Source organism: Kribbella sp. NPDC026596 (assembly GCF_040638415.1).
Classification (GTDB): Bacteria; Actinomycetota; Actinomycetes; order Propionibacteriales; family Kribbellaceae; genus Kribbella.
In genome coordinates this window covers 47,484-64,844 of the sequence record NZ_JBEZYF010000013.1, presented here as the reverse complement: position 1 = coordinate 64,844, position 17,361 = coordinate 47,484, and the positions used below count along the sequence as shown (strand labels likewise).

Sequence of the window (17,361 nt, the reverse complement as noted above, 5' to 3'; positions counted from 1 at the left end):
TTTTGGAGACGGCCCGGCCTAGCTGATCCGCGGGAGCCCGGCTGCTTTCCTGGTGAGGTAGTCGCGCTCCGGCAGGCTCGTCGTCCGTCGGGCCGCTTCGCGGAAGTGATGTGCCGCGGTCTCGTTGTCGCCGCGCATCTCGTAGAGGTGCCCACGGGTGGCGTCCAGCCGGTAGTGGCCCGCCAGTTCGTCGTCGAGTGGTTCGAGGAGCTTGAGTCCGGCGTCCGGGCCGTCCACCATGGCGGCGGCGATGGCGCGGTTGAGCTTCACCATCGGGTTGCCGGACAGCTCCTCCAGCACTCCGTACAGCGCGAGGATCTCCGGCCAGTCGGTGTCCTCTGCGCGGTCCACCTCGTCATGCAGTGCGGCGATCGCGGCCTGGAGCTGGTACTCACCGATTGGCGGCGTACTGAACGCTTGGACCGCGAGCGCGACGCCTTCGGTGATGTAGTCCTTGTTCCACAGCGTGCGGTCCTGCTCTGCGAGCGGGATGAGCTCTCCGGCGCTGCCAGTGCGTGCGAGCCGGCGGGCGTCGTTGAGAAGCATCAGCGCGAGCAGACCGGTCACCTGGCCGTCGTCCGGCAGCAGTGCATGCACAGCGCGGGTCAGCCGGATCGCCTCGCCGGACAGGTCGCTGCGCTCCAGCTCCGGCCCGCTGGTGCTCATGTAGCCCTCGTTGAACATCAGATAGAGCACGTGCTGCACATTGCGCAGCCGTTCCTCGCTCGCGTCGAGCTCGAAGGACGCACCCTTGAGTTTCTGCTTGGCCCGGCTGATCCGCTGCGCCATCGTTGCCTCAGGCACCAGATACGCCGTGGCGATCTCGGCGGTGGTCAGTCCACCGACCGCACGCAGTGTCAGTGCGACTGCCGACGCCGGGGTGAGCGACGGGTGGCACGACAGGAACAGCAACTGGAGCGTGTCGTCGCGTTCCTCGACATCCTCCGGCGGCAGGTCCCGCAGTGCCGCGCGCTCCTCACGCCGCCGCCGGGCCTGTTCCTGCCGCACCTCGTCGATCACCCGACGGGACGCGGCCTGGATCAACCATGCCTTCGGGTGGTCCGGCGTACCGTTCTTCGGCCACGTCGTCGCCGCGGCCAGCAAAGCCTCCTGGACGGCGTCCTCCGCGGCTGCGAAGTCCCCGGACCACCGGACGACAGCACCGAGGACCTGCGGCGTCAGCTCACGCAGCAGGTCCTCGAGTGCTCGGTCGTGAGCACCGTCAGATGTCGTGGAGGTCGCCATCCGAATCCATGACCCGGCGGACCTCGATCGGCTGCTCGAGCGGGACACCACCGGGGCCGGGGGCGCAGGACTGCTCCGCCGCGATCTCCAGCGCCCGCTCCTCCGACTCGACGTCGACCATCGTGTAGCCGGCCAGGACCTCCTTGGACTCGGCGTACGGGCCGTCGGTCAGCACCGGCGCGCTCACACCGGTCGCGCGCACCACCTTGGCGTGCTTGGGCCAGGTCAGCGCGTTCACCTCGACCAGCTCGCCACTCTGCCGAAGCCGCTCGATGCTGTCCCCCAGGTGTTGCATGTGGGCCTTCATGTCGGCCTCGTCCCACTCCAGCATCGGAGTGTCGCAGTTCCCGCCGTCCATGGTCATCAGCAGCATGAACTTGGTCATCTCATGTCCTCCTCGTAGGGCCTGTACCCGGGAGACGGAGCCGCCACCGCGTTCTCGACATCAGTCCAGCAGAGCGTCGACGAACTGTTCCGGATCGAAGGGTGCCAGGTCGTCGGGTCCTTCACCGAGACCGACCAGCTTCACCGGCACGCCGAGCTCACGCTGCACGGCGATCACGATGCCGCCCTTCGCCGTACCGTCGAGCTTCGTCAGGACCAGACCGGTGACGTTGATGACCTCGGCGAACACGCGGGCCTGGGTGAGCCCGTTCTGACCGGTGGTGGCGTCGATGACGAGCAGCACCTCGTCCACCTCGGCGGACTTCTCGATCACCCGCTTCACCTTGCCGAGCTCATCCATCAGGCCGGTCTTCGTGTGCAGCCGGCCGGCGGTGTCGACCAGGACGACGTCCGCCTCCTCCTCGATGCCCTGCTTGACCGAGTCGAACGCGATGCTGGCCGGGTCGCCGCCCTCAGGGCCACGCACGGTCCGCACCCCGACCCGTTCGCCCCAGGTCTGCAGCTGGTCCGCGGCCGCGGCGCGGAACGTGTCCGCCGCGCCGAGTACGACGTGCTTGTCCTCGGCGACCAGTACGCGCGCCAGCTTCCCGACCGTGGTCGTCTTACCGGTGCCGTTGACGCCCACTACCAAGACGACGGCCGGCTGGGTCTCCTTGCGGCTCACCTTGAGCGTCCGGTCCAGCGAGGGGTTGACCAGCGCGATCAGCTCCTCGCGGAGGATCTCGCGGGCCTGGCCACCGTTCACACCCTCCACGCGCATCCGGGTCCGCAGCTTCTCGACCAGCTCCTGCGTCGGCGCCACACCGACGTCCGCGGTGATCAGCGTGGTCTCGATATCCTCCCACGCCTCTTCGTCCAGCTTGTCCCGCGACAGCAGTGCGAGCAGCCCCTTGCCGAGCGAGCCCTGCGACCGTGCCAGCCGCGCTCGCAGCCGGACCAGGCGGCCTTGCGCGGACTCCGGCTTCTCGATCGTCGCGACCGGGGCCTCCGGCAGCTCGGTGTCCTCGAGCGTCCGGGTCGGCGTGTCCCGCGGCTCCTCCGCGTCCTCGCCGACCGTCGGCTCGGCGGTGTCCAGCGAGGCGGGCTCAGCGGCCCGCGGGAGCTCGGACCTGCGCCGCCGGGTGACGACGAGTCCGGTCGTACCGGCGACCAGGACGACCGCGATCACCACGATGATGGCGATCAGGGCTTGGTCGGTGAGCAGCGTGACGAGCTGTGGAGTCAACACGGTTCCCCATCTTGACAGACGCCAGGCCCGCCACCCGCATTCGTCACGTCAGGCACACCAGCTGTCGCGGTACGTGATCCGGCACCAGCTCGGGCCGGTGGGTGAGAAGGACCACCGTACGGCGATCGGCCGCGGCGAACAGGTCCGCGAGCAGGGCCTGCCCGGTCTCCTCGTCCAGATGCTCGGTCGGCTCGTCCAGGACGAGTACGTCGCGATCGGCGAGCAGGAGCCGGGCAAATGCGAGTCGCTGCCGCTCACCACCGGACAGACGCGCGCCGTGCTCGCCGACCATGGTGTCCAGCCCGTCCGGCAGCTTCTCGACGAACACCCCGAGCCGCGCCCGGTAGAGCGCCCTCCAGAGTTGCAGGTCGCTCGCACCGGGCTCGGCGAGCAGCAGGTTCTCCCGGATGCTCGTGTCGAACACGTGGCTCTCCTGTGTCAGGAGGCCGACCACGGACCGGACCTGGTCGCCTTCGAGCCTGGACATGTCCACACCGTCCAGCAGCACCTCTCCGGCTCGCGGCTCGAGGAACCGCAGCAGGACCGCGGCCAGCGTGCTCTTCCCCGAACCACTCGGCCCAGTGACGACCACCCGGCTGCCGGCAGGCATGTCCACGCTCAGACCGTCCAGTACGTCGTGGTCGTCGTACCCGACGCGCAGAAGCTTCACCTGGAGGTCGCGGCCGGTGGGAAGCGGGAGCGGCTCGGTCGGCTCGGTGACGGGCTCCGGCGTGTCCAGCAGTTCCTGCACGCGGCCGAGCGAGGACCGGACCCGGATCGCCAGTTGGGCCGCCGCGGGGATGCCACCTAGGACATCCGCCAGCGCGAGCGGGGTGAGGACCAGTACCGCGAAGACCGCGCCGGTGATGTTCGCCGTACTGCCGAGCACCAGGGCTGCCACGCTCGCTCCGCCGACGCACAGGACGAGCAGTGCGCTGCCCAGTCCGGCGCTCCACGCGGACCGGCGCTCGGCGGCAGCGAGTCGGGCGTCGCGGCGGCTGAAGTCGTCGAGGACGGTGTCGATCGCGTTGAAGGCCACGATGTCGCCTGCGGTCAGGAGCGTCTCGGTGGTGGTTGCGGCGACGTCTCCTCGTGCGCCGGCGATCTTCTGCTCGGCGCGCTCGGCGGACTTGGCCGTCAGCCAGGGTACGAGCGTGCACGCGATCAGAACCGCCAGTGCGACGGCCGCCCCGGCCGTGGGCAGCAGGAGGGCAAGCAGACCGACAGTCGCGGCGGCTGTCACAGCGGCGACCGCTACCGGCAGCACTACCCGCAGCCAGAGGTCGAGCACCGCGTCAACATCCAGCACGAGCCGCGCCAGCAGATCGCCCTTGCGCTGCGAGGTCAACCCACCGGGCGCTAACCGTTCCAGCCGCCCGGTGATGCGAGCCCGCGTCTCCCCCAGCACCCGGTATGCCGCGTCGTGTCCCACCAACCGCTCGAGGTACCGGAACACGCCACGCCCGACGCCAAACGCGCGCACCGCCACGATCGGCACCATCAGCAAGAGCACCGGCGGCTGAGCGGAAGCAGCGGTGATCAACCAGGCAGAGGTAGCCAGCAAAGCCACCGCCGAACCCGCCGCCGCAACCCCGAGAAGCAGCGCCAGCAACAACCGCCACCGCATGCCCACCTGCGGCCGCGCGAGCCCCCATGTGGTCATGCGTTCACCAGCTCCCTAGCACCGATGGTCACGGTTCGGTCGGCGGCAGCGATCAGAGCCGGCCGGTGCGCCACCATCAGAACGGTCCGGCCGCCGGCCCGCAGTCCGTCGATCACCGCGGCCTCCGCATCCGCGTCCAGCCCGGCTGTCGGCTCATCCAGCAACAGCACCGGCGCGTCCGTGAGGAGTGCTCTGGCGAGAGCGACCCGACGCTGTTGCCCACCCGACAGCAGCTGCCCCTGCTCCCCCACGGCCTTGTCCAGCTCCAGCTCACCGGCACCTGCCCCGATCAGCGCCAACCGCACGTCATCGTCCGAGGCATCCGGCCGACCAAGCCGCACGTTGTCGGCGACAGTGCCCAGTCGAAGACCCGGCCGCTGCGGCACCCACGCGAACTGCCGCCTCCAAGTACCCGGCTCGAACTCGTCCACCGCACTGCCGCCGGCAACGACCACTCCGCGCTCCGGCTCGACGAACCCGAGCAGCACCGACAGCACTGTCGACTTCCCAGCACCACTCGGCCCAGTGAGCGCAACGACCTCACCCGGGCGGAGTTCGAGGTCGAAGCCGTCCAGCGCCGGCTCGTCCCGACCCGGGTAGCGCACGGTCACGTCGTACAGGTAGAGCGGGCTCAGCCGCAGATCGGGTACGTCGGTGCGGTCGCCGCGCTCCGGTAGCGGTGTCTCCAGCACGCGGAACACTTCTTCGCTCGCGGCCACCCCATCGGCGCTGGCATGAAACTGCAGACCGACCTGCCGGAGCGGAAGGTACGCCTCGGGCGCGAGGATCAACACCATCAACGCCGTCTCGAGTCCGAGCTTCCCGTCGACCAGCCGCAGACCCACACCGACGGCCACCAGCGCCACCGAGATGCTGGCCAGCAGTTCCAAGGCAAACGAGGACAGGAACGCCAGCCGCAGGCTGCTCATCGACGCAACCCGGTGCTTGTCAGTCACCCGTCGTACGGCGGACTCCTGAGCCTTCGCGCGGCCGAACAGTTTGAGCGTGAGCAGTCCGCCGACCACATCGGCGAAGTGGTGCGCCAGTACGGCCAGTGCGTGCTGGCGACGGCGGCTGTGGGCCTGCGTCGCCCAGCCGATCAACGCCATGAAGATCGGGATCAACGGCAATGTGATGACTACAGTCCCGGCAGCGATCAGGTCGCCGGTCGCCATCCACCCGACCACTCCGGCGGGTACGGTCGCCGCGAGGACGAGCTGTGGCAGATAGCGGGCGAAGTACGGGTCCAGGTCGTCGAGTCCCTTGGTGAGCAGGGTTGTCAGCGCGCTACTGCGCTCACCACTCAACCACACCGGGCCGAGCTTCAACGAGTGCTCCAGCACCTGCCGCCGCAGCGTCGACTTCACCGCGGCCGCAGCCCGCTGGGCCACCACCTCCTGCGCCCACACCAGCAAGGCTCGTCCCACGACGACCGCCACCAGCCCTGAGGCCACACCGGCGACCGCACTGCCGTGCAGCACCACTCCCGCGATGCCATGCGCCAGCAACACGGCCTGCACCACGATCAGCACCCCACTGGCGACACCGATCAGCACCGACGCGGCCAGGAAGACCCGGGCGCCCCGAGCCCTCCGCAGCAGCCGCGGATCGAGCGGCTTCACGAGACGACGACCGGTTCGACCGTGACGCGCTTGCGGAACACCCAGTACGTCCAGCCCTGATACAGCAGCACCAGCGGCATGAAGATCGCGGCGATGATCGTCATCGCCTTCAGCGTGTACGCCGACGACGCGGCCTCGACCGCGGTCAGCGTCGTCCCCGGCTCCAGCGTCGACGGCATCACATCCGGGAACAGAGCGGTGAACAACGACACCACGGCCAGTCCGATGGCGAGCGCCGTACCGGTGAAGGCCCAGCCTTCGCGACGGAACAGGTTGGCCACCAGGCCGCCGGCGAACGCGACCACCGCGGCGATCGTCAGAATGACAGACGCGGTGTCGCCACGCAGCGCCTGGGCCCAGGCGAGGAAGGCAATCGCCAGTACGGCGGCGACGGCACCCACTCGGGTAGCCAGCCGGTTGGCGCGGACCCGCAGGTCACCGGTGGTGCGCAGCGCGAGGAAGATCGCACCGTGCGTCGCGAAGACCGTGAGGAAGGTGGCGCCACCGAGCAGGGCGAAGGGGTTGAGCAGGCCGCCGAAGCTGCCGACGAACTCGTGGTCCGCGTCCAGCGGCACACCCCGCACGATGTTGCCGAAGGCAATGCCCCAGAGCACCGCCGGGAGCACCGAGCCGATGATGATCAGCAGGTCCATCCGGTCGCGCCACTCCGGCTCGCTCCGCTTGCCGCGGTACTCGAGCGCGACGCCGCGCACGATCAACCCGAGCAGGATCGCGAACAGCGGCAGGTAGAACCCGCTGAACAGCGTCGCGTACCACTCCGGGAAGGCCGCGAACGTCGCGGCGCCCGCCATGATCAGCCACACCTCGTTGCCGTCCCACACAGGCCCGATCGTGGTGATCGCGGCCCGCCGCTCGGGCTCGTCGCGGCCGAGCACCCGCAACAGCGTCCCGACCCCGAAGTCGAATCCCTCGAGCACGAAGTACCCGGTCCACAGCGCCGCGATCGCGACGAACCACACAGTCGTCAGTTCCATCTCGAGCCCCTCAGTAAGCGAACGACAGTGGTTTCTCGGTCTCGTCCGGCGAGCCGTCCGGCGGCCCCTCGGCGGCGGGCGCGTCGGTGCCCGCCAGTCCGCCCCGGATGGTCCGCAGCAGCAGCTTCACCTCGACCACCGCGAGTACGCCGTACAGCACGGTGAAGCCCACCAGCGACGTGATCACCTCCGCGCTGGTCGTCCCCGGTGATACACCCGATGCCGTCGGCAACAAACCGAACACCAGCCACGGCTGCCGCCCGGTCTCGGTGAAGACCCAGCCGAAGGTGTTCGCCAGCAGCGGCAGCAACGGCAGCGGCGCGGCCAGCCAGATCAGCCACCGGCCCGGCGCCCGCCCCCGGCGCGTCACCCACAACAACCACGCCGCGATCGCCGCGGACGCCATCCCGACCCCGATCATCAGCCGGAAGGTCCAGTAGGTCAGCGGGATGTTCGGCTTGTACGACCCCGGACCGTAGAGCTGCTCGTACGCGTCCTGCAGCGAGTTGATCCCCTTCACCTGGCCGTCGAAATGCCCGGTCGCCAGGAACGACAGCAGGTAAGGCAACTTGACCGAGAAGATCTCCTTCGACCCGTCCAGCGTGCCGACGGTGAAGACCGAGAACGACGCCGGCTTCTCGGTCTCGTACAACGCCTCGGCCGCGGCCATCTTCATCGGCTGCACCTCGGTCATCACCTTGCCCTGGAGGTCACCGCTGATCGCGACACCCACACTGGCCACGAGCACCACCGACGCGCCGATCTTCAGCGCCGAACGGAACACGTCCTTGTCCACGGAGGGACGCCGTACCAGATGCCAGAGCGCGACGCCGGCCACGAACGCGCCACCGACCATGAACGCGGCGAAGATCGTGTGCGGGAAGGTGACCAGGACGACCTTGTTCGTCAGCACCGCCCACAGATCGGTCATCTCGGCCCGGCCGCGGACGGCGTTGTACCGGAAGCCGACCGGGTTCTGCATCCAGGAGTTGGCCGCGAGGATGAAGTACGCCGACAGTTGCGTGCCGAGCACCACCATCCAGATGCAGCCCAGGTGGACCAGCTTCGGCAACCGCTCCCACCCGAAGATCCACAACCCGATGAACGTCGACTCCAGGAAGAACGCGAGCAGCCCCTCCAGCGCCAGCGGGGCACCGAACACGTCCCCGACGAAGCGCGAGTAGTCGCTCCAGTTCATCCCGAACTGGAACTCCTGCACCAGGCCGGTGACCACACCCATCGCGATGTTGATCAGGAACAGCTTCCCGTAGAACTTGGTCAGCCGGAGGTACTTCTCGTTGCCCGTGCGATACCACGCGGTCTGCAGACCGGCAGTGATCGCGACCAGCGAGATCGTCACCGGCACGAAGAAGAAGTGATACACGGTGGTGATCGCGAACTGCCAGCGGGCCAGATCCAGGGTGTCCACGGCAAGGCCTCCCGAGCCCATCTACGACGTGATGTAGTAGAGGCTAGCGCGGATCTACTACATTGTGTAGTTATACTGGTCGCGTGGCGAGTGAGGAGAAGGCCCCGCGTCCCCTGGGCGACCTCGAGCGGCTGGTGATGGAGCAGCTCTGGGCGACCTCGGCCGCGCTCACCGTGCGCGAGGTGCACGAGCAGTTGTCGCGTACCCGCGAGCTCGCCTACACCACCGTGATGACGGTGCTGGACCGGCTGGCGAAGAAGAAGCTGACCGAGCGGGAGCGCGACGGCAAGGCCTGGCGCTACCGGGCCGCGGCGCCGCGGGAGGAGCTCGCCGCCGACCTGATGCGCGATGCCCTCGAGCGTGCCGGCGACCGTCGCGAGGCCCTGGTCCGCTTCGTCGGAGGGGTGAGCGACGAGGAGGCCGCACTGCTGCGTGAGGCCCTGGCCCGGTTGGAGGAACAGGCGGGATGATCACGCCGGTCCTGCTGGCCGCACTCGCCCTGGTGCTGACCGGACCGGCACCGGCGCTGCTGGCTCGTTCCAGCTGGCCGTACCGGATCCCGCGTGCCGCCGTCGCACTCTGGCAAGCCATAGCCCTGGCTGCCGTCCTCGCAGCCGTTGGCGCGGGCATAGCGCTCTCCTACTCCACCGCGGGCGAGCCCGGCCAGCCTCGCTTCGACCCGTCGTCCCCCAGGGACCTGCTGGCGGCGTTGATCCTCGCCATGACCGCACTGGTCCTGGTGAAGCTGCTCTGGGCGACAGGACACGTGGCCGTCGGCACCAGAGCTCGCCGCAAACGTCACCGCGACCTGGTCGACATCCTGGCCACACCGGACGGTCTGATCCCCGGTCTGCGGGTGCTGGCCGAGGAGACGCCGCTCGCCTACTGCCTCCCGGCACTCCGCGGCGCGCGTGTCGTCGTCTCGGTCGGTGCGCTGGAACGACTCGATGAGAGTGAGCTCCACGCCGTACTCGCGCATGAGCAGGCGCATCTGCGCGCACGCCACGACCTGGTGCTGGAGGCGTTCACAGCACTGCACATGGCCTTCCCGCGCTGGGTCCGTAGCGATGTGGCACTGGAGCAGGCACGCACGCTCGTCGAGCTGCTGGCAGACGACGACGCCCGTCGCCGCAACGGACCGCGCCCGCTGGCCCGCGCTCTGGTCGCACTGGCTGGCGCACCTGCCCCTGAGACAGCCCTCGCCGCAGCCAAATCGGCGACAGTCCTCAGAGTGCAGCGCCTGGCCGACCCGGAGCCTCAGGAGCGCTGGCTCTCAGCCGTGACGTACGCCGGTGCGGCCGCACTGCTGATCCTTCCGACCGTCACCGTCGCCGCCCCGATCGTGACAGCGATCGTCAACGCGGTCAGCTAGCCGGCTGGTAGCGGACCAGGACGCCGCCCTTGGCCCACGGCCTGGCCTCGATCAGCTCGAGGGCGACCGGCGAGCCACCCTTCGGGAACGCGCTCTTCCCGTCCCCCAGCAGGATCGGGCAGATCCGCAGCTGCACCTCATCGACGAGTCCGGCCTGCAGCAGCGAGTGGAACAGCGAGATGCTGCCCCACAAGATGATGTCCTTGCCGTCCTGCTCGGCCTTGATCGCCCGCACCGCGTCGATGTCGCGGACCACCAGGCCCGGCTCGTACGGTCCCCACGGCGCGCTCTCGAGCGTCGTCGACACGACCACCAAGCGCAACGCGTTCAGCTGCGGGGCGATCGCCTCGTCGGCGGACGCCTCGGTCGGCCAGAACGCCACGAACAACCGGTACGTCTCGGCGCCGAGCAGCATGGTGTCGACGTTCTCGAGCAACGCGAGGTTGTCGTCGTCGGAATGCTCGGCGATCGAGTCGAAGAACTCCAGCCCACCGTCCAGCCCGGCGGCGTACCCGTCGAGGGTGACGTACTCCTGAAAGATCAGTCGCCTCATCCAGCGAGGCTACCCGAATCTCTTCCCCTCACCGCGGGCAACGGCCAGCAGCACGAGCCCCGACAGAACCAGCAGAACCACCATGGTGACGACGAATGTCAGCACATCTCTCCCCGTATCCCAACCCCAACACTGAGCATGACGTGCTCAGTGCACCAAAAGTTCCCCGAACGCCTTCGCGATCTCGTCGACCTGCCAATCCAGCGAGCTCGGCGTCGTCACCAGCTCCACCCACGACCAGCCCGGTACGTCGGCCGGCTGCCAGGGACCGCAGATCGACTCGCGCGTCGTCTCCATCCGCTCGACCGCGGACAGCTCGATCGCCTCGGCCGCGCGAGGCGCGTAGAGCCGGAACGAGTTGGTGTGCGGCGGTTCCGGGAAGACCCGGAATCCCTCGCTCTGCAAGGCCATCGCGAGCTCGACGGCCCGCTGGTAGAGGTCGTCCATCGCCGGCAGCACTGTCCGCAGTCCGTCGCGCGCGGACACGGCGTACGGGAAGAGCGAGTACAGGTTGCCACCCAGTCGCCGCTGCCAGCGCCGTACCTCGGCGATGACGTCATCCGGCCCGGCCAGTGCCGCACCACTCACGCCACCCAGCACCTTGTAGAAGGACACGTACACCGACGACGCGAGCGCGGCGATCTCCGCCAGGCTGTGCTCCAGGTACGGCGCGCTCTCCCACAGGCGAGCGCCATCCAGATGCAGTGGTACGCCGCGCTCCGCACAGGACTCGGCGAACACCACCAGCTCATCCCATGACGGCAGGACGAACCCGGCATCGCGCAGCGGCAACTCCAGCGTCACCGCGGCCAGCTTCCCGGGAATGGCGGCCAGCTCGTCCGGCCGGGGCTGACGCGGATCGGAGGTCAGCCGCTCGATGCGGAGGTGGTGCACCTCCTCGAGTGCGTTCAGCTCGTGCACCAGCAGGTGTGAGAGCCCGTGCACCGCTACCCGGCTGGTCCCCGCACGATCGGCGTACACGCGCAGGACGCTCTGCTGGGCCATGATGCCGGTCGGCAGGAACACTGCCGCCGGCTTGCCCAGCAGCTCGGCCACCTCCTGCTCCAGCGCCGCGACCTCGCCACCGTTGCCATAGCTGTCACCCTGGTCATCGGTGGCGACCTCCGCGAGCCGACGCAGCCGGTCCGGCACGGAGACCCGTCGGTGCGAGAGCCAGCGCTCGCAGTTGTCAGCCGCGGCCTTCCGGCGGGCCCTTAGGTCGTCAGCGGTAGTAGGCACGCTTCCATCCTCTCGTGCGCTGCAACCGGGTTGTTCAGATGGTGGCGGTCACCACGTGTTCTCCCTGAAGAGTCTTGATCTCCACTGAACGGACCTGGTCGAGCGGCACCAGGACTCCACCGCCGAAGGCGCTGCCTTCACGGGCTGCCTTCGGGGAGACCACCCAGCTGCCGGCGACCCAGGTCTTGCCGGACGTGTCGGTGACGAACATCTGGCACTGCGCTCCGGCCTTCAGACCCGTGATGTTCACCCGGACCCAGCTCCAACCGGCCCGCGGCTCGACTGTGGTCGCCATCTTCGTGCCGGTGGTGGCGTCGGTCGCGGTGACTTCCTTGTAACCGGCCACGGGCTCGTCGGCCTGCGGTGCGGTCTGCCGGCCGAGGGCTACCCCTCCAACGAGCGCCCCGGCGACCAACACGAACGCGGCTGCGACCAGCAGCCAGCGGGACCGCCGCTTCACCTTCACGGGGGCCGCAGCCGGAACTGGCTCGGGAGCCAGCGCCCGCACCTCCCGCAGCGTGCGCTGCAGCAACAGGTCGCCGCCCTCGGGTGGGCCGTCCAGGAAAGCCTCCGGTGGCACCTCGCCGAGGAAGTCGTTCATCTCCTGCAACTCGGCCAGTTCGGTCCGGCACTCGGCACAGGTGGCCAGGTGCTCGTCGACCTCGTGGACCTCGTCGGGCTCGAGCGCACCCAGGGCGTAGGCGCCCAGCTGCGTACGGTCATGCTCACTCATTGGGCCACCTCCGCTTCTGTTCCTGCCATCACCGCGCGCAGGGCTCGGAGGGCGTAATACGATCTCGATTTCACGGTACCGGGTGGGACACCCAGTTCCTTCGCGGCTTCGGCCACCGACCGGCCGCGGTAGTACAACTGCACCAGCACCTCGCGATGCTCCGGTGACACCTTGTCCAAGGCGTCCAGCACGACCATGGTGTTCACCACTGCCTCGGAGTGATCACTCTCCACCGGCGGTTTGTCCACCACGTCGGCGACCTCGGCCGGCCGCACCGCCCGCGCTCTGGCCCGGTCGGTGACGATGTTGCGCGCCACCGTCAGCAACCAGCCCCGGATGGACCCCTTGCCCTCGGCCAGGTCGTCGGCGTGCTTCCACGCCCGCACCAGCGTCTCCTGCACGACGTCCTCCGCCGCGGCCCGGTCGCCGGTGAGCCGGGTCGCGTAGGCCAGCAGGCTGCGCCCGTGCTCGGCGTACAGGGTGCGGATCAACGTCTCGGCGGCGTCCGGCCCTGGGTAGTCACCCACCGTCCGTACGATAGGGGATTCCCCGCCTTTGGCAATGGCCGGGACCCACCGCGGCAGAGTTTCAGTAGCCGTTGCCATTACCGGAGCCGGACGGCTGCGTGGTGATCTTCTTGCCATCCGCGCCGACGACCCACCAGACGCCGCCGACTGCCTGGCCTTTGGCGTCACCGGCCTGGGCGTCACTCGCGAACAGGTAGAGCGGCAGTCCGCCGATCGCCAGCTGCTTGCTTCCGTCGGACCGGGTGATCGTGCTGACCAGGGAGGTGTCGATCCCATCCAGCTGCGGAGTCCCGTCGCCGGCCGCCACCACCGGCCACTTGGCCAGGCAGTCGCCCTGGCAGTTCGACTTGCCAGAGGTGTCCTTGTCGAAGATGTACACGGTCCGCCCGTTGCCATCGACAACGACCTTGCCGAGGCCGCTGACGTCCGCGGTGGCCAGCTTCGCCGCCGACCCGGTCTGAGGAGCGGACTGTGACGCACTCGCGCTGGATCCGGACCCGGAGCTCGAGTCGTCGCCGCCACCACACGCGGTCAGCCCGGCCAGGCCGAGCGCCATCACACCGATCACACTGCCCGGTCGCTTCATCAGATCCTCCTCGGTTGACCGACCTCACCCGCCATACGTGCGGATCGCGCGACCGGTTCAACCGGGAGGGTTATCGTCACTTCCATGAGCCAAGAGATCCCGGCCGCGGTCCAGCGCGCGCTCACCGCGATCGACGAGCAGGACAACGACGCGTTCGTGGCGGCGTTCGCCCCGGACGGTTACGTCGACGACTGGGGCCGCCAGTTCCGCGGGCCGGACCGGATCCGCTCCTGGAGCGAGAACGAGCTGATCGGCAAGCGGGCCACCTTCACCGGCACCGAGGTGTCCACGCCCGGCAACCCGCTCACGATCGTCACCCAGGTCGGCGGCGACGGCTTCAACGGCCCGTCCCACTTCACCTTCGACGTCCAGGACGACCAGCTCGCCTCAATGACGATCACGGCCTGAACAAAACCTTCCCGTCCCGCCCCGGCCGCCGGGCGTGCTCGAGCGCCTGCGCGTACTCCCCCAGCGAGTACGTCGCCTCGACGCGCACCCGGAGTACGCCGTCCACCACCAGCCGGGCCAGATCGCCGTACGTCCGCTCGAGCTCCGCCCGGGGCGCAGTAGTCAGCCAGTTGACGATCCACAGGCCAGTCAGCCGCAACTGCCGGTAGATGTGGTCCCCGAGCCCGATCGCCGGCGGCTCCCCGGTCACCGACGAGTAGCTCACTACCGTGCCCTCGAACTCGGTCGCCTGCGCCAGTGCCCCGACCGTCGCGTCGCCGGTGCCGTCGAGCACCAGCTTCAGCCGGTTGTCCCCCAGCTCGGCCTCGATCCGCTCGGCCAGATCGCCGCCGTCGACGACAACCGCGTCGGCGTCCAGCGCGACCGGCCGTCGTACGACGCTCAGCACCTTGAGACCAGCGTGCTTCGCGAGGGCCGCCGCGTACTGCCCGACGGCGGAGTTCCCCAGGTTTTGCCCGATCCAGTCCCCTGGCTTCAGGTCGACGTACTTGGTGAGCGCGAGGTGGGCGGTCAGCGGGTTGATGCCGAGCATCGCGAGCTGCAGCGGGTCGCCCTCGTCCGGGATCGGAATCACGTTGGCCGCCTTGACGACGACCTGTTCCGCCCAGGTCCCCTGCTCGTAGTTCGGCAGGATGAGCACGCGCCGGCCCAACAGTTCGGCACTGCCCTCGACCACTCGGCCGACGCCCTCCGAGCCGAGGGCGAACGGGACCTCGATCCGGTAGCCGTAGTTGCCTGAGGCAAGCATGCTGTCGACCGGGTTGATCGTCGCCGCCTCGATCCTGACGAGCACCTCGTCCGGGCCGACGGTCAGGTCGGGATCGTGGTCGAGGACGGCGTTCTCCAGCACGTCGCCCAGGGCTTTCAGGATCAGCTGCATGATCAGGCTCCCGTCGTCAGGACCATGCGGAACCGGGCCGCGCCGGACAGCATCCGCGCAAACGCCTCGGGCGCCTGGTCGAGCGGGACGCGCTCGACCATCGGGCGGACGTCGTTGCTCAGCGCGAAGGCGAGGTTCTCCTCGTTCTCGCTCGGGGTGCCGGTGAGCGAGCCTTCGATCGAACGGCCGCCGAAGATCAGCGACCCGGTCGTCACCTCGATCGGGTCGGTCGCCGCACCGACGACGATCAGCTTGCCGCGCAGGCCCAGACCGTCGACCAGCGGCGTCATCGAGGCACCGCTGGCCGCAGTCGCCACAATCACCCGGGCGCCACCGAGCTCCTGCAGCGCCTTGGCCGGATCCACCGCCGCACTGTCGATGTACTCGCTCGCGCCAAGCTTCAGCGCGAGCTCGCGCTTCTCCTCGCCGCGCGCGATCGCGACCACTCGCAGCCCGAGCTTGGCGGCGTACTGGATCGCCAGGTGCCCGAGTCCGCCGATGCCCTGGACGGCGACGAGATCCCCGGGCCGCGCCGCACCCTTGCGCAGGCCGTTGAACACCGTGATCCCCGCACACAACAGCGGCGCCGCCTCAGCCGCGTCCCACTCCTCCGGTACGCCGACCAGCCCACTGGCGGGCGTGGTCAGGAACTCGGCGTACCCACCGTCGATGGTGTCGCCGGTAATGGGCTGGTTCGAGCAGTAGACGAAGTCGCCGCGGCGGCAGTTCGCGCAGACGCCGCACGGGCCGGCCAAGTAGCCGACGCCGACGCGCTGCCCGACGGTCCAGGTGGTCACACCGTCGCCGATCGCGTCGATCCGGCCGACCACCTCGTGGCCGGGGACGATCGCCGTACCGGCCGGGTGGTTGCCGAAGAGGTTGTGCACGCCGACGACGTCGCTGTGGCAGACGCCGCAGGCCTCGACGGCGATCCGGACCTGGCCGGTACCGGGGGCGGTGAGTTCGCGCTCGACCAGCGTGAACATGCCGTCCTCGACGGCCTCGATCGCACGGTAGGTGGTCATGGACACTCCTTAAGACGGTCGGTCATCTTGCTCTCGGTACAAGAAGGCCGTCCCGGGGTCGGGACGGCTTCTCAGGTCAGGAGGGCGTCGAAGGTGATGGTGAAGAAGATGGCGAAGGCGTCGCCGGTCTTGTCCGCGCGCGCCTGCAGCAGGGTGCCCTCCCAGGCGTTGGTCAGGTAGTGGGCCGTCGGCCGCGGATCGAGCGAGGCGCGGATCTCCCCCGCCTCCTGGCCCTCGGCGATCGCGTCGGCGAGCATCTCCGACCACTGGTCGAAGCTGCCCTTGACCCGCAACCGCAGCGGCTCACTGTGATCGACGATCTCGGCGCTGAAGTTGCCGAACATGCACCCGCGAGCGAAGTCCGGCAGCTCGTCACGGAGGAACTCGAAGTGCCGCCGGATCCGCTCCACCGGCGGTATCTCCTGGTTGGCGAGATCACTCAGCCGGCGAGAGTCGCCGTACCGCTCGAGAGCAACCGCGGCCAGCGCCTCCTTGCTCTCGAAGTGGTTGTAGAACGACCCCTTCGGAACCCCGGCCCGGTCCGTGATGTCCTTCACCCCAGCCGCGTTGAACCCGCGCTCCAGGAACAGGTCCACCCCAGCCCCCAGAATCTCTTCCTTCATACTCCGCCGCGCCATGCCACCAATATGACCGGTCGTCTCAGATTGCGCAAGCCCGCCCCGGCGATCAGACCGCCCGTACCGTCAGCAGGTCGTCGAGCCCGTGAAAGTCCGCTGCGTTGCGGGTGTAGAGCGGCAGATCCCGGCTGGAGGCAATCGCGGCGATCATCAGATCCATGCGCCGGGGCCGGGGATCTCGTCCAGCCGCGACCGTCAGCGCCACGAAGGTCCCGTACCGAGTCACCGCGTTCCCGTCGAAGGGCAAGGGGTCGAACGCTCGCACCGCTGAACTCAGTACCTCAGCCCGAGCAGCCCGGATGAACGGATCCTTCGCCATTCCGACACCCTGGTGCAGTTCTGCCAGCGAAATGGCCGTCAGCTCGGAACGCTGCGGGAGGTCGGCGATGTCCAGAACCAGCAGATCGATATAGGTGCAGGTGTCGAGGACACCCACTGGCAAACGCTCGCTCATGCGCGCTCGAACGGGTCATCATCGTCGCCGATCCGGTCCTCCGACCCGAAGAACTCGTCGGCCTCCCTCCGCATCGCAGAGGCGTCGATCCGAGGCAGCAGCCGATGCTGGGCGACCAGATCCTCAGTGGTCGGCTGACGCCGCGTGGCGAGCGGCCGCAACTCGGCGACTTCCGCGCCGTTGCGGGTGATGTGGTAGGTCTCTCCCGCCTCGACAGCATCCATCACCGCCGCGGAGTGGTTGCGGAACTCACGCTGGGTGATGATCTTCATACCACCAGCGTAGCGCGATGAGACACA

General features: G+C 68.8%; 20 protein-coding genes. 3 read left to right on the top strand and 17 right to left on the bottom strand.

Going from position 1 to position 17,361, the window contains the following annotated elements:
• Positions 1-18 precede the first annotated feature (18 nt).
• The 7 genes from AB0E63_RS13450 to AB0E63_RS13420 are packed head-to-tail and all read right to left on the bottom strand — an operon-like array spanning position 19 to position 8,587.
• Positions 19-1,245, bottom strand: a complete 1,227-nt coding sequence (locus tag AB0E63_RS13450; RefSeq protein WP_360365042.1) for a sigma-70 family RNA polymerase sigma factor — start codon at positions 1,243-1,245, stop codon at positions 19-21.
• Positions 1,223-1,630: a YciI family protein gene (locus AB0E63_RS13445; RefSeq protein ID WP_360365040.1), complete on the bottom strand. Its 408-nt coding sequence runs from the start codon at positions 1,628-1,630 to the stop codon at positions 1,223-1,225. Before AB0E63_RS13445 ends, AB0E63_RS13450 begins: the two co-directional genes overlap by 23 nt.
• 60 nt (positions 1,631-1,690) lie before the next feature.
• Positions 1,691-2,878: a signal recognition particle-docking protein FtsY gene (gene ftsY / locus AB0E63_RS13440; protein ID WP_360365038.1), complete on the bottom strand. Its 1,188-nt coding sequence runs from the start codon at positions 2,876-2,878 to the stop codon at positions 1,691-1,693.
• A gap of 43 nt (positions 2,879-2,921) precedes the next feature.
• The gene (gene cydC / locus AB0E63_RS13435) at positions 2,922-4,541 is read right to left on the bottom strand and encodes a thiol reductant ABC exporter subunit CydC (RefSeq protein ID WP_360365036.1); all 1,620 of its coding nucleotides are present in this window, start codon (positions 4,539-4,541) and stop codon (positions 2,922-2,924) included.
• Positions 4,538-6,163: a thiol reductant ABC exporter subunit CydD gene (gene cydD / locus AB0E63_RS13430; protein WP_360365034.1), complete on the bottom strand. Its 1,626-nt coding sequence runs from the start codon at positions 6,161-6,163 to the stop codon at positions 4,538-4,540. Before cydD ends, cydC begins: the two co-directional genes overlap by 4 nt.
• Complete coding sequence (cydB, locus tag AB0E63_RS13425; RefSeq protein ID WP_360365032.1) at positions 6,160-7,158, bottom strand: cytochrome d ubiquinol oxidase subunit II; 999 nt, start codon at positions 7,156-7,158, stop codon at positions 6,160-6,162. The genes cydD and cydB overlap by 4 nt, the downstream gene beginning before the upstream one ends.
• Positions 7,159-7,168: 10 nt before the next feature.
• Positions 7,169-8,587: a cytochrome ubiquinol oxidase subunit I gene (locus AB0E63_RS13420; RefSeq protein ID WP_360365030.1), complete on the bottom strand. Its 1,419-nt coding sequence runs from the start codon at positions 8,585-8,587 to the stop codon at positions 7,169-7,171.
• 83 nt (positions 8,588-8,670) lie between these two features.
• Here AB0E63_RS13420 and AB0E63_RS13415 point away from each other — a divergent pair, with 83 nt between their 5' ends.
• Together AB0E63_RS13415 and AB0E63_RS13410 are read left to right on the top strand one after the other, a co-directional pair.
• A complete protein-coding gene (locus AB0E63_RS13415) occupies positions 8,671-9,057 on the top strand; it encodes a BlaI/MecI/CopY family transcriptional regulator (protein ID WP_360365028.1) in 387 nt (128 codons plus the stop codon).
• Positions 9,054-9,959 carry a M56 family metallopeptidase gene (locus tag AB0E63_RS13410; RefSeq protein ID WP_360365026.1) on the top strand — a complete coding sequence of 302 codons (906 nt, stop codon included), beginning with the start codon at positions 9,054-9,056 and terminating at the stop codon, positions 9,957-9,959. Before AB0E63_RS13415 ends, AB0E63_RS13410 begins: the two co-directional genes overlap by 4 nt.
• On the opposite strand, the gene AB0E63_RS13405 is transcribed toward AB0E63_RS13410, so the two are convergent.
• From AB0E63_RS13405 to AB0E63_RS13385, 5 genes are all read right to left on the bottom strand, one after another.
• A complete protein-coding gene (locus AB0E63_RS13405; RefSeq protein ID WP_360365024.1) occupies positions 9,952-10,512 on the bottom strand; it encodes a dihydrofolate reductase family protein in 561 nt (186 codons plus the stop codon). The two genes, AB0E63_RS13410 and AB0E63_RS13405, sit on opposite strands and share 8 nt — an antisense overlap.
• 147 nt (positions 10,513-10,659) lie before the next feature.
• Positions 10,660-11,751, bottom strand: a complete 1,092-nt coding sequence (locus AB0E63_RS13400) for a beta-eliminating lyase-related protein (RefSeq protein WP_360365022.1) — start codon at positions 11,749-11,751, stop codon at positions 10,660-10,662.
• 34 nt (positions 11,752-11,785) lie between these two features.
• A complete protein-coding gene (locus tag AB0E63_RS13395) occupies positions 11,786-12,484 on the bottom strand; it encodes a zf-HC2 domain-containing protein (RefSeq protein ID WP_360365020.1) in 699 nt (232 codons plus the stop codon).
• On the bottom strand, positions 12,481-13,011 hold the full coding sequence (locus AB0E63_RS13390) for a sigma-70 family RNA polymerase sigma factor (RefSeq protein ID WP_360365018.1): 531 nt from the start codon (positions 13,009-13,011) through the stop codon (positions 12,481-12,483). The genes AB0E63_RS13395 and AB0E63_RS13390 overlap by 4 nt, the downstream gene beginning before the upstream one ends.
• A gap of 61 nt (positions 13,012-13,072) precedes the next feature.
• Positions 13,073-13,597 carry a hypothetical protein gene (locus AB0E63_RS13385; RefSeq protein WP_360365016.1) on the bottom strand — a complete coding sequence of 175 codons (525 nt, stop codon included), beginning with the start codon at positions 13,595-13,597 and terminating at the stop codon, positions 13,073-13,075.
• 84 nt (positions 13,598-13,681) lie between these two features.
• Here AB0E63_RS13385 and AB0E63_RS13380 point away from each other — a divergent pair, with 84 nt between their 5' ends.
• Positions 13,682-14,005, top strand: a complete 324-nt coding sequence (locus AB0E63_RS13380) for a nuclear transport factor 2 family protein (protein ID WP_360365014.1) — start codon at positions 13,682-13,684, stop codon at positions 14,003-14,005.
• Here the strand turns inward: AB0E63_RS13380 and AB0E63_RS13375 are convergent.
• The 5 genes from AB0E63_RS13375 to AB0E63_RS13355 form a co-directional block, all read right to left on the bottom strand.
• Positions 13,995-14,945, bottom strand: coding sequence for a zinc-dependent alcohol dehydrogenase family protein (locus tag AB0E63_RS13375; protein WP_360365012.1), 951 nt, complete (start codon positions 14,943-14,945; stop codon positions 13,995-13,997). The two genes, AB0E63_RS13380 and AB0E63_RS13375, sit on opposite strands and share 11 nt — an antisense overlap.
• A 2-nt stretch (positions 14,946-14,947) precedes the next feature.
• Positions 14,948-15,970: an alcohol dehydrogenase catalytic domain-containing protein gene (locus AB0E63_RS13370; RefSeq protein ID WP_360365010.1), complete on the bottom strand. Its 1,023-nt coding sequence runs from the start codon at positions 15,968-15,970 to the stop codon at positions 14,948-14,950.
• Between the two features lie 71 nt (positions 15,971-16,041).
• Complete coding sequence (locus tag AB0E63_RS13365; protein WP_360365008.1) at positions 16,042-16,608, bottom strand: TetR family transcriptional regulator C-terminal domain-containing protein; 567 nt, start codon at positions 16,606-16,608, stop codon at positions 16,042-16,044.
• 49 nt (positions 16,609-16,657) lie between these two features.
• The gene (locus tag AB0E63_RS13360) at positions 16,658-17,062 is read right to left on the bottom strand and encodes a type II toxin-antitoxin system VapC family toxin (RefSeq protein ID WP_360365006.1); all 405 of its coding nucleotides are present in this window, start codon (positions 17,060-17,062) and stop codon (positions 16,658-16,660) included.
• Entirely contained in the window at positions 17,059-17,334 is a 276-nt protein-coding gene (locus AB0E63_RS13355) for a type II toxin-antitoxin system Phd/YefM family antitoxin (protein ID WP_360365004.1), read from the bottom strand. Before AB0E63_RS13355 ends, AB0E63_RS13360 begins: the two co-directional genes overlap by 4 nt.
• Positions 17,335-17,361: the final 27 nt, after the last annotated feature.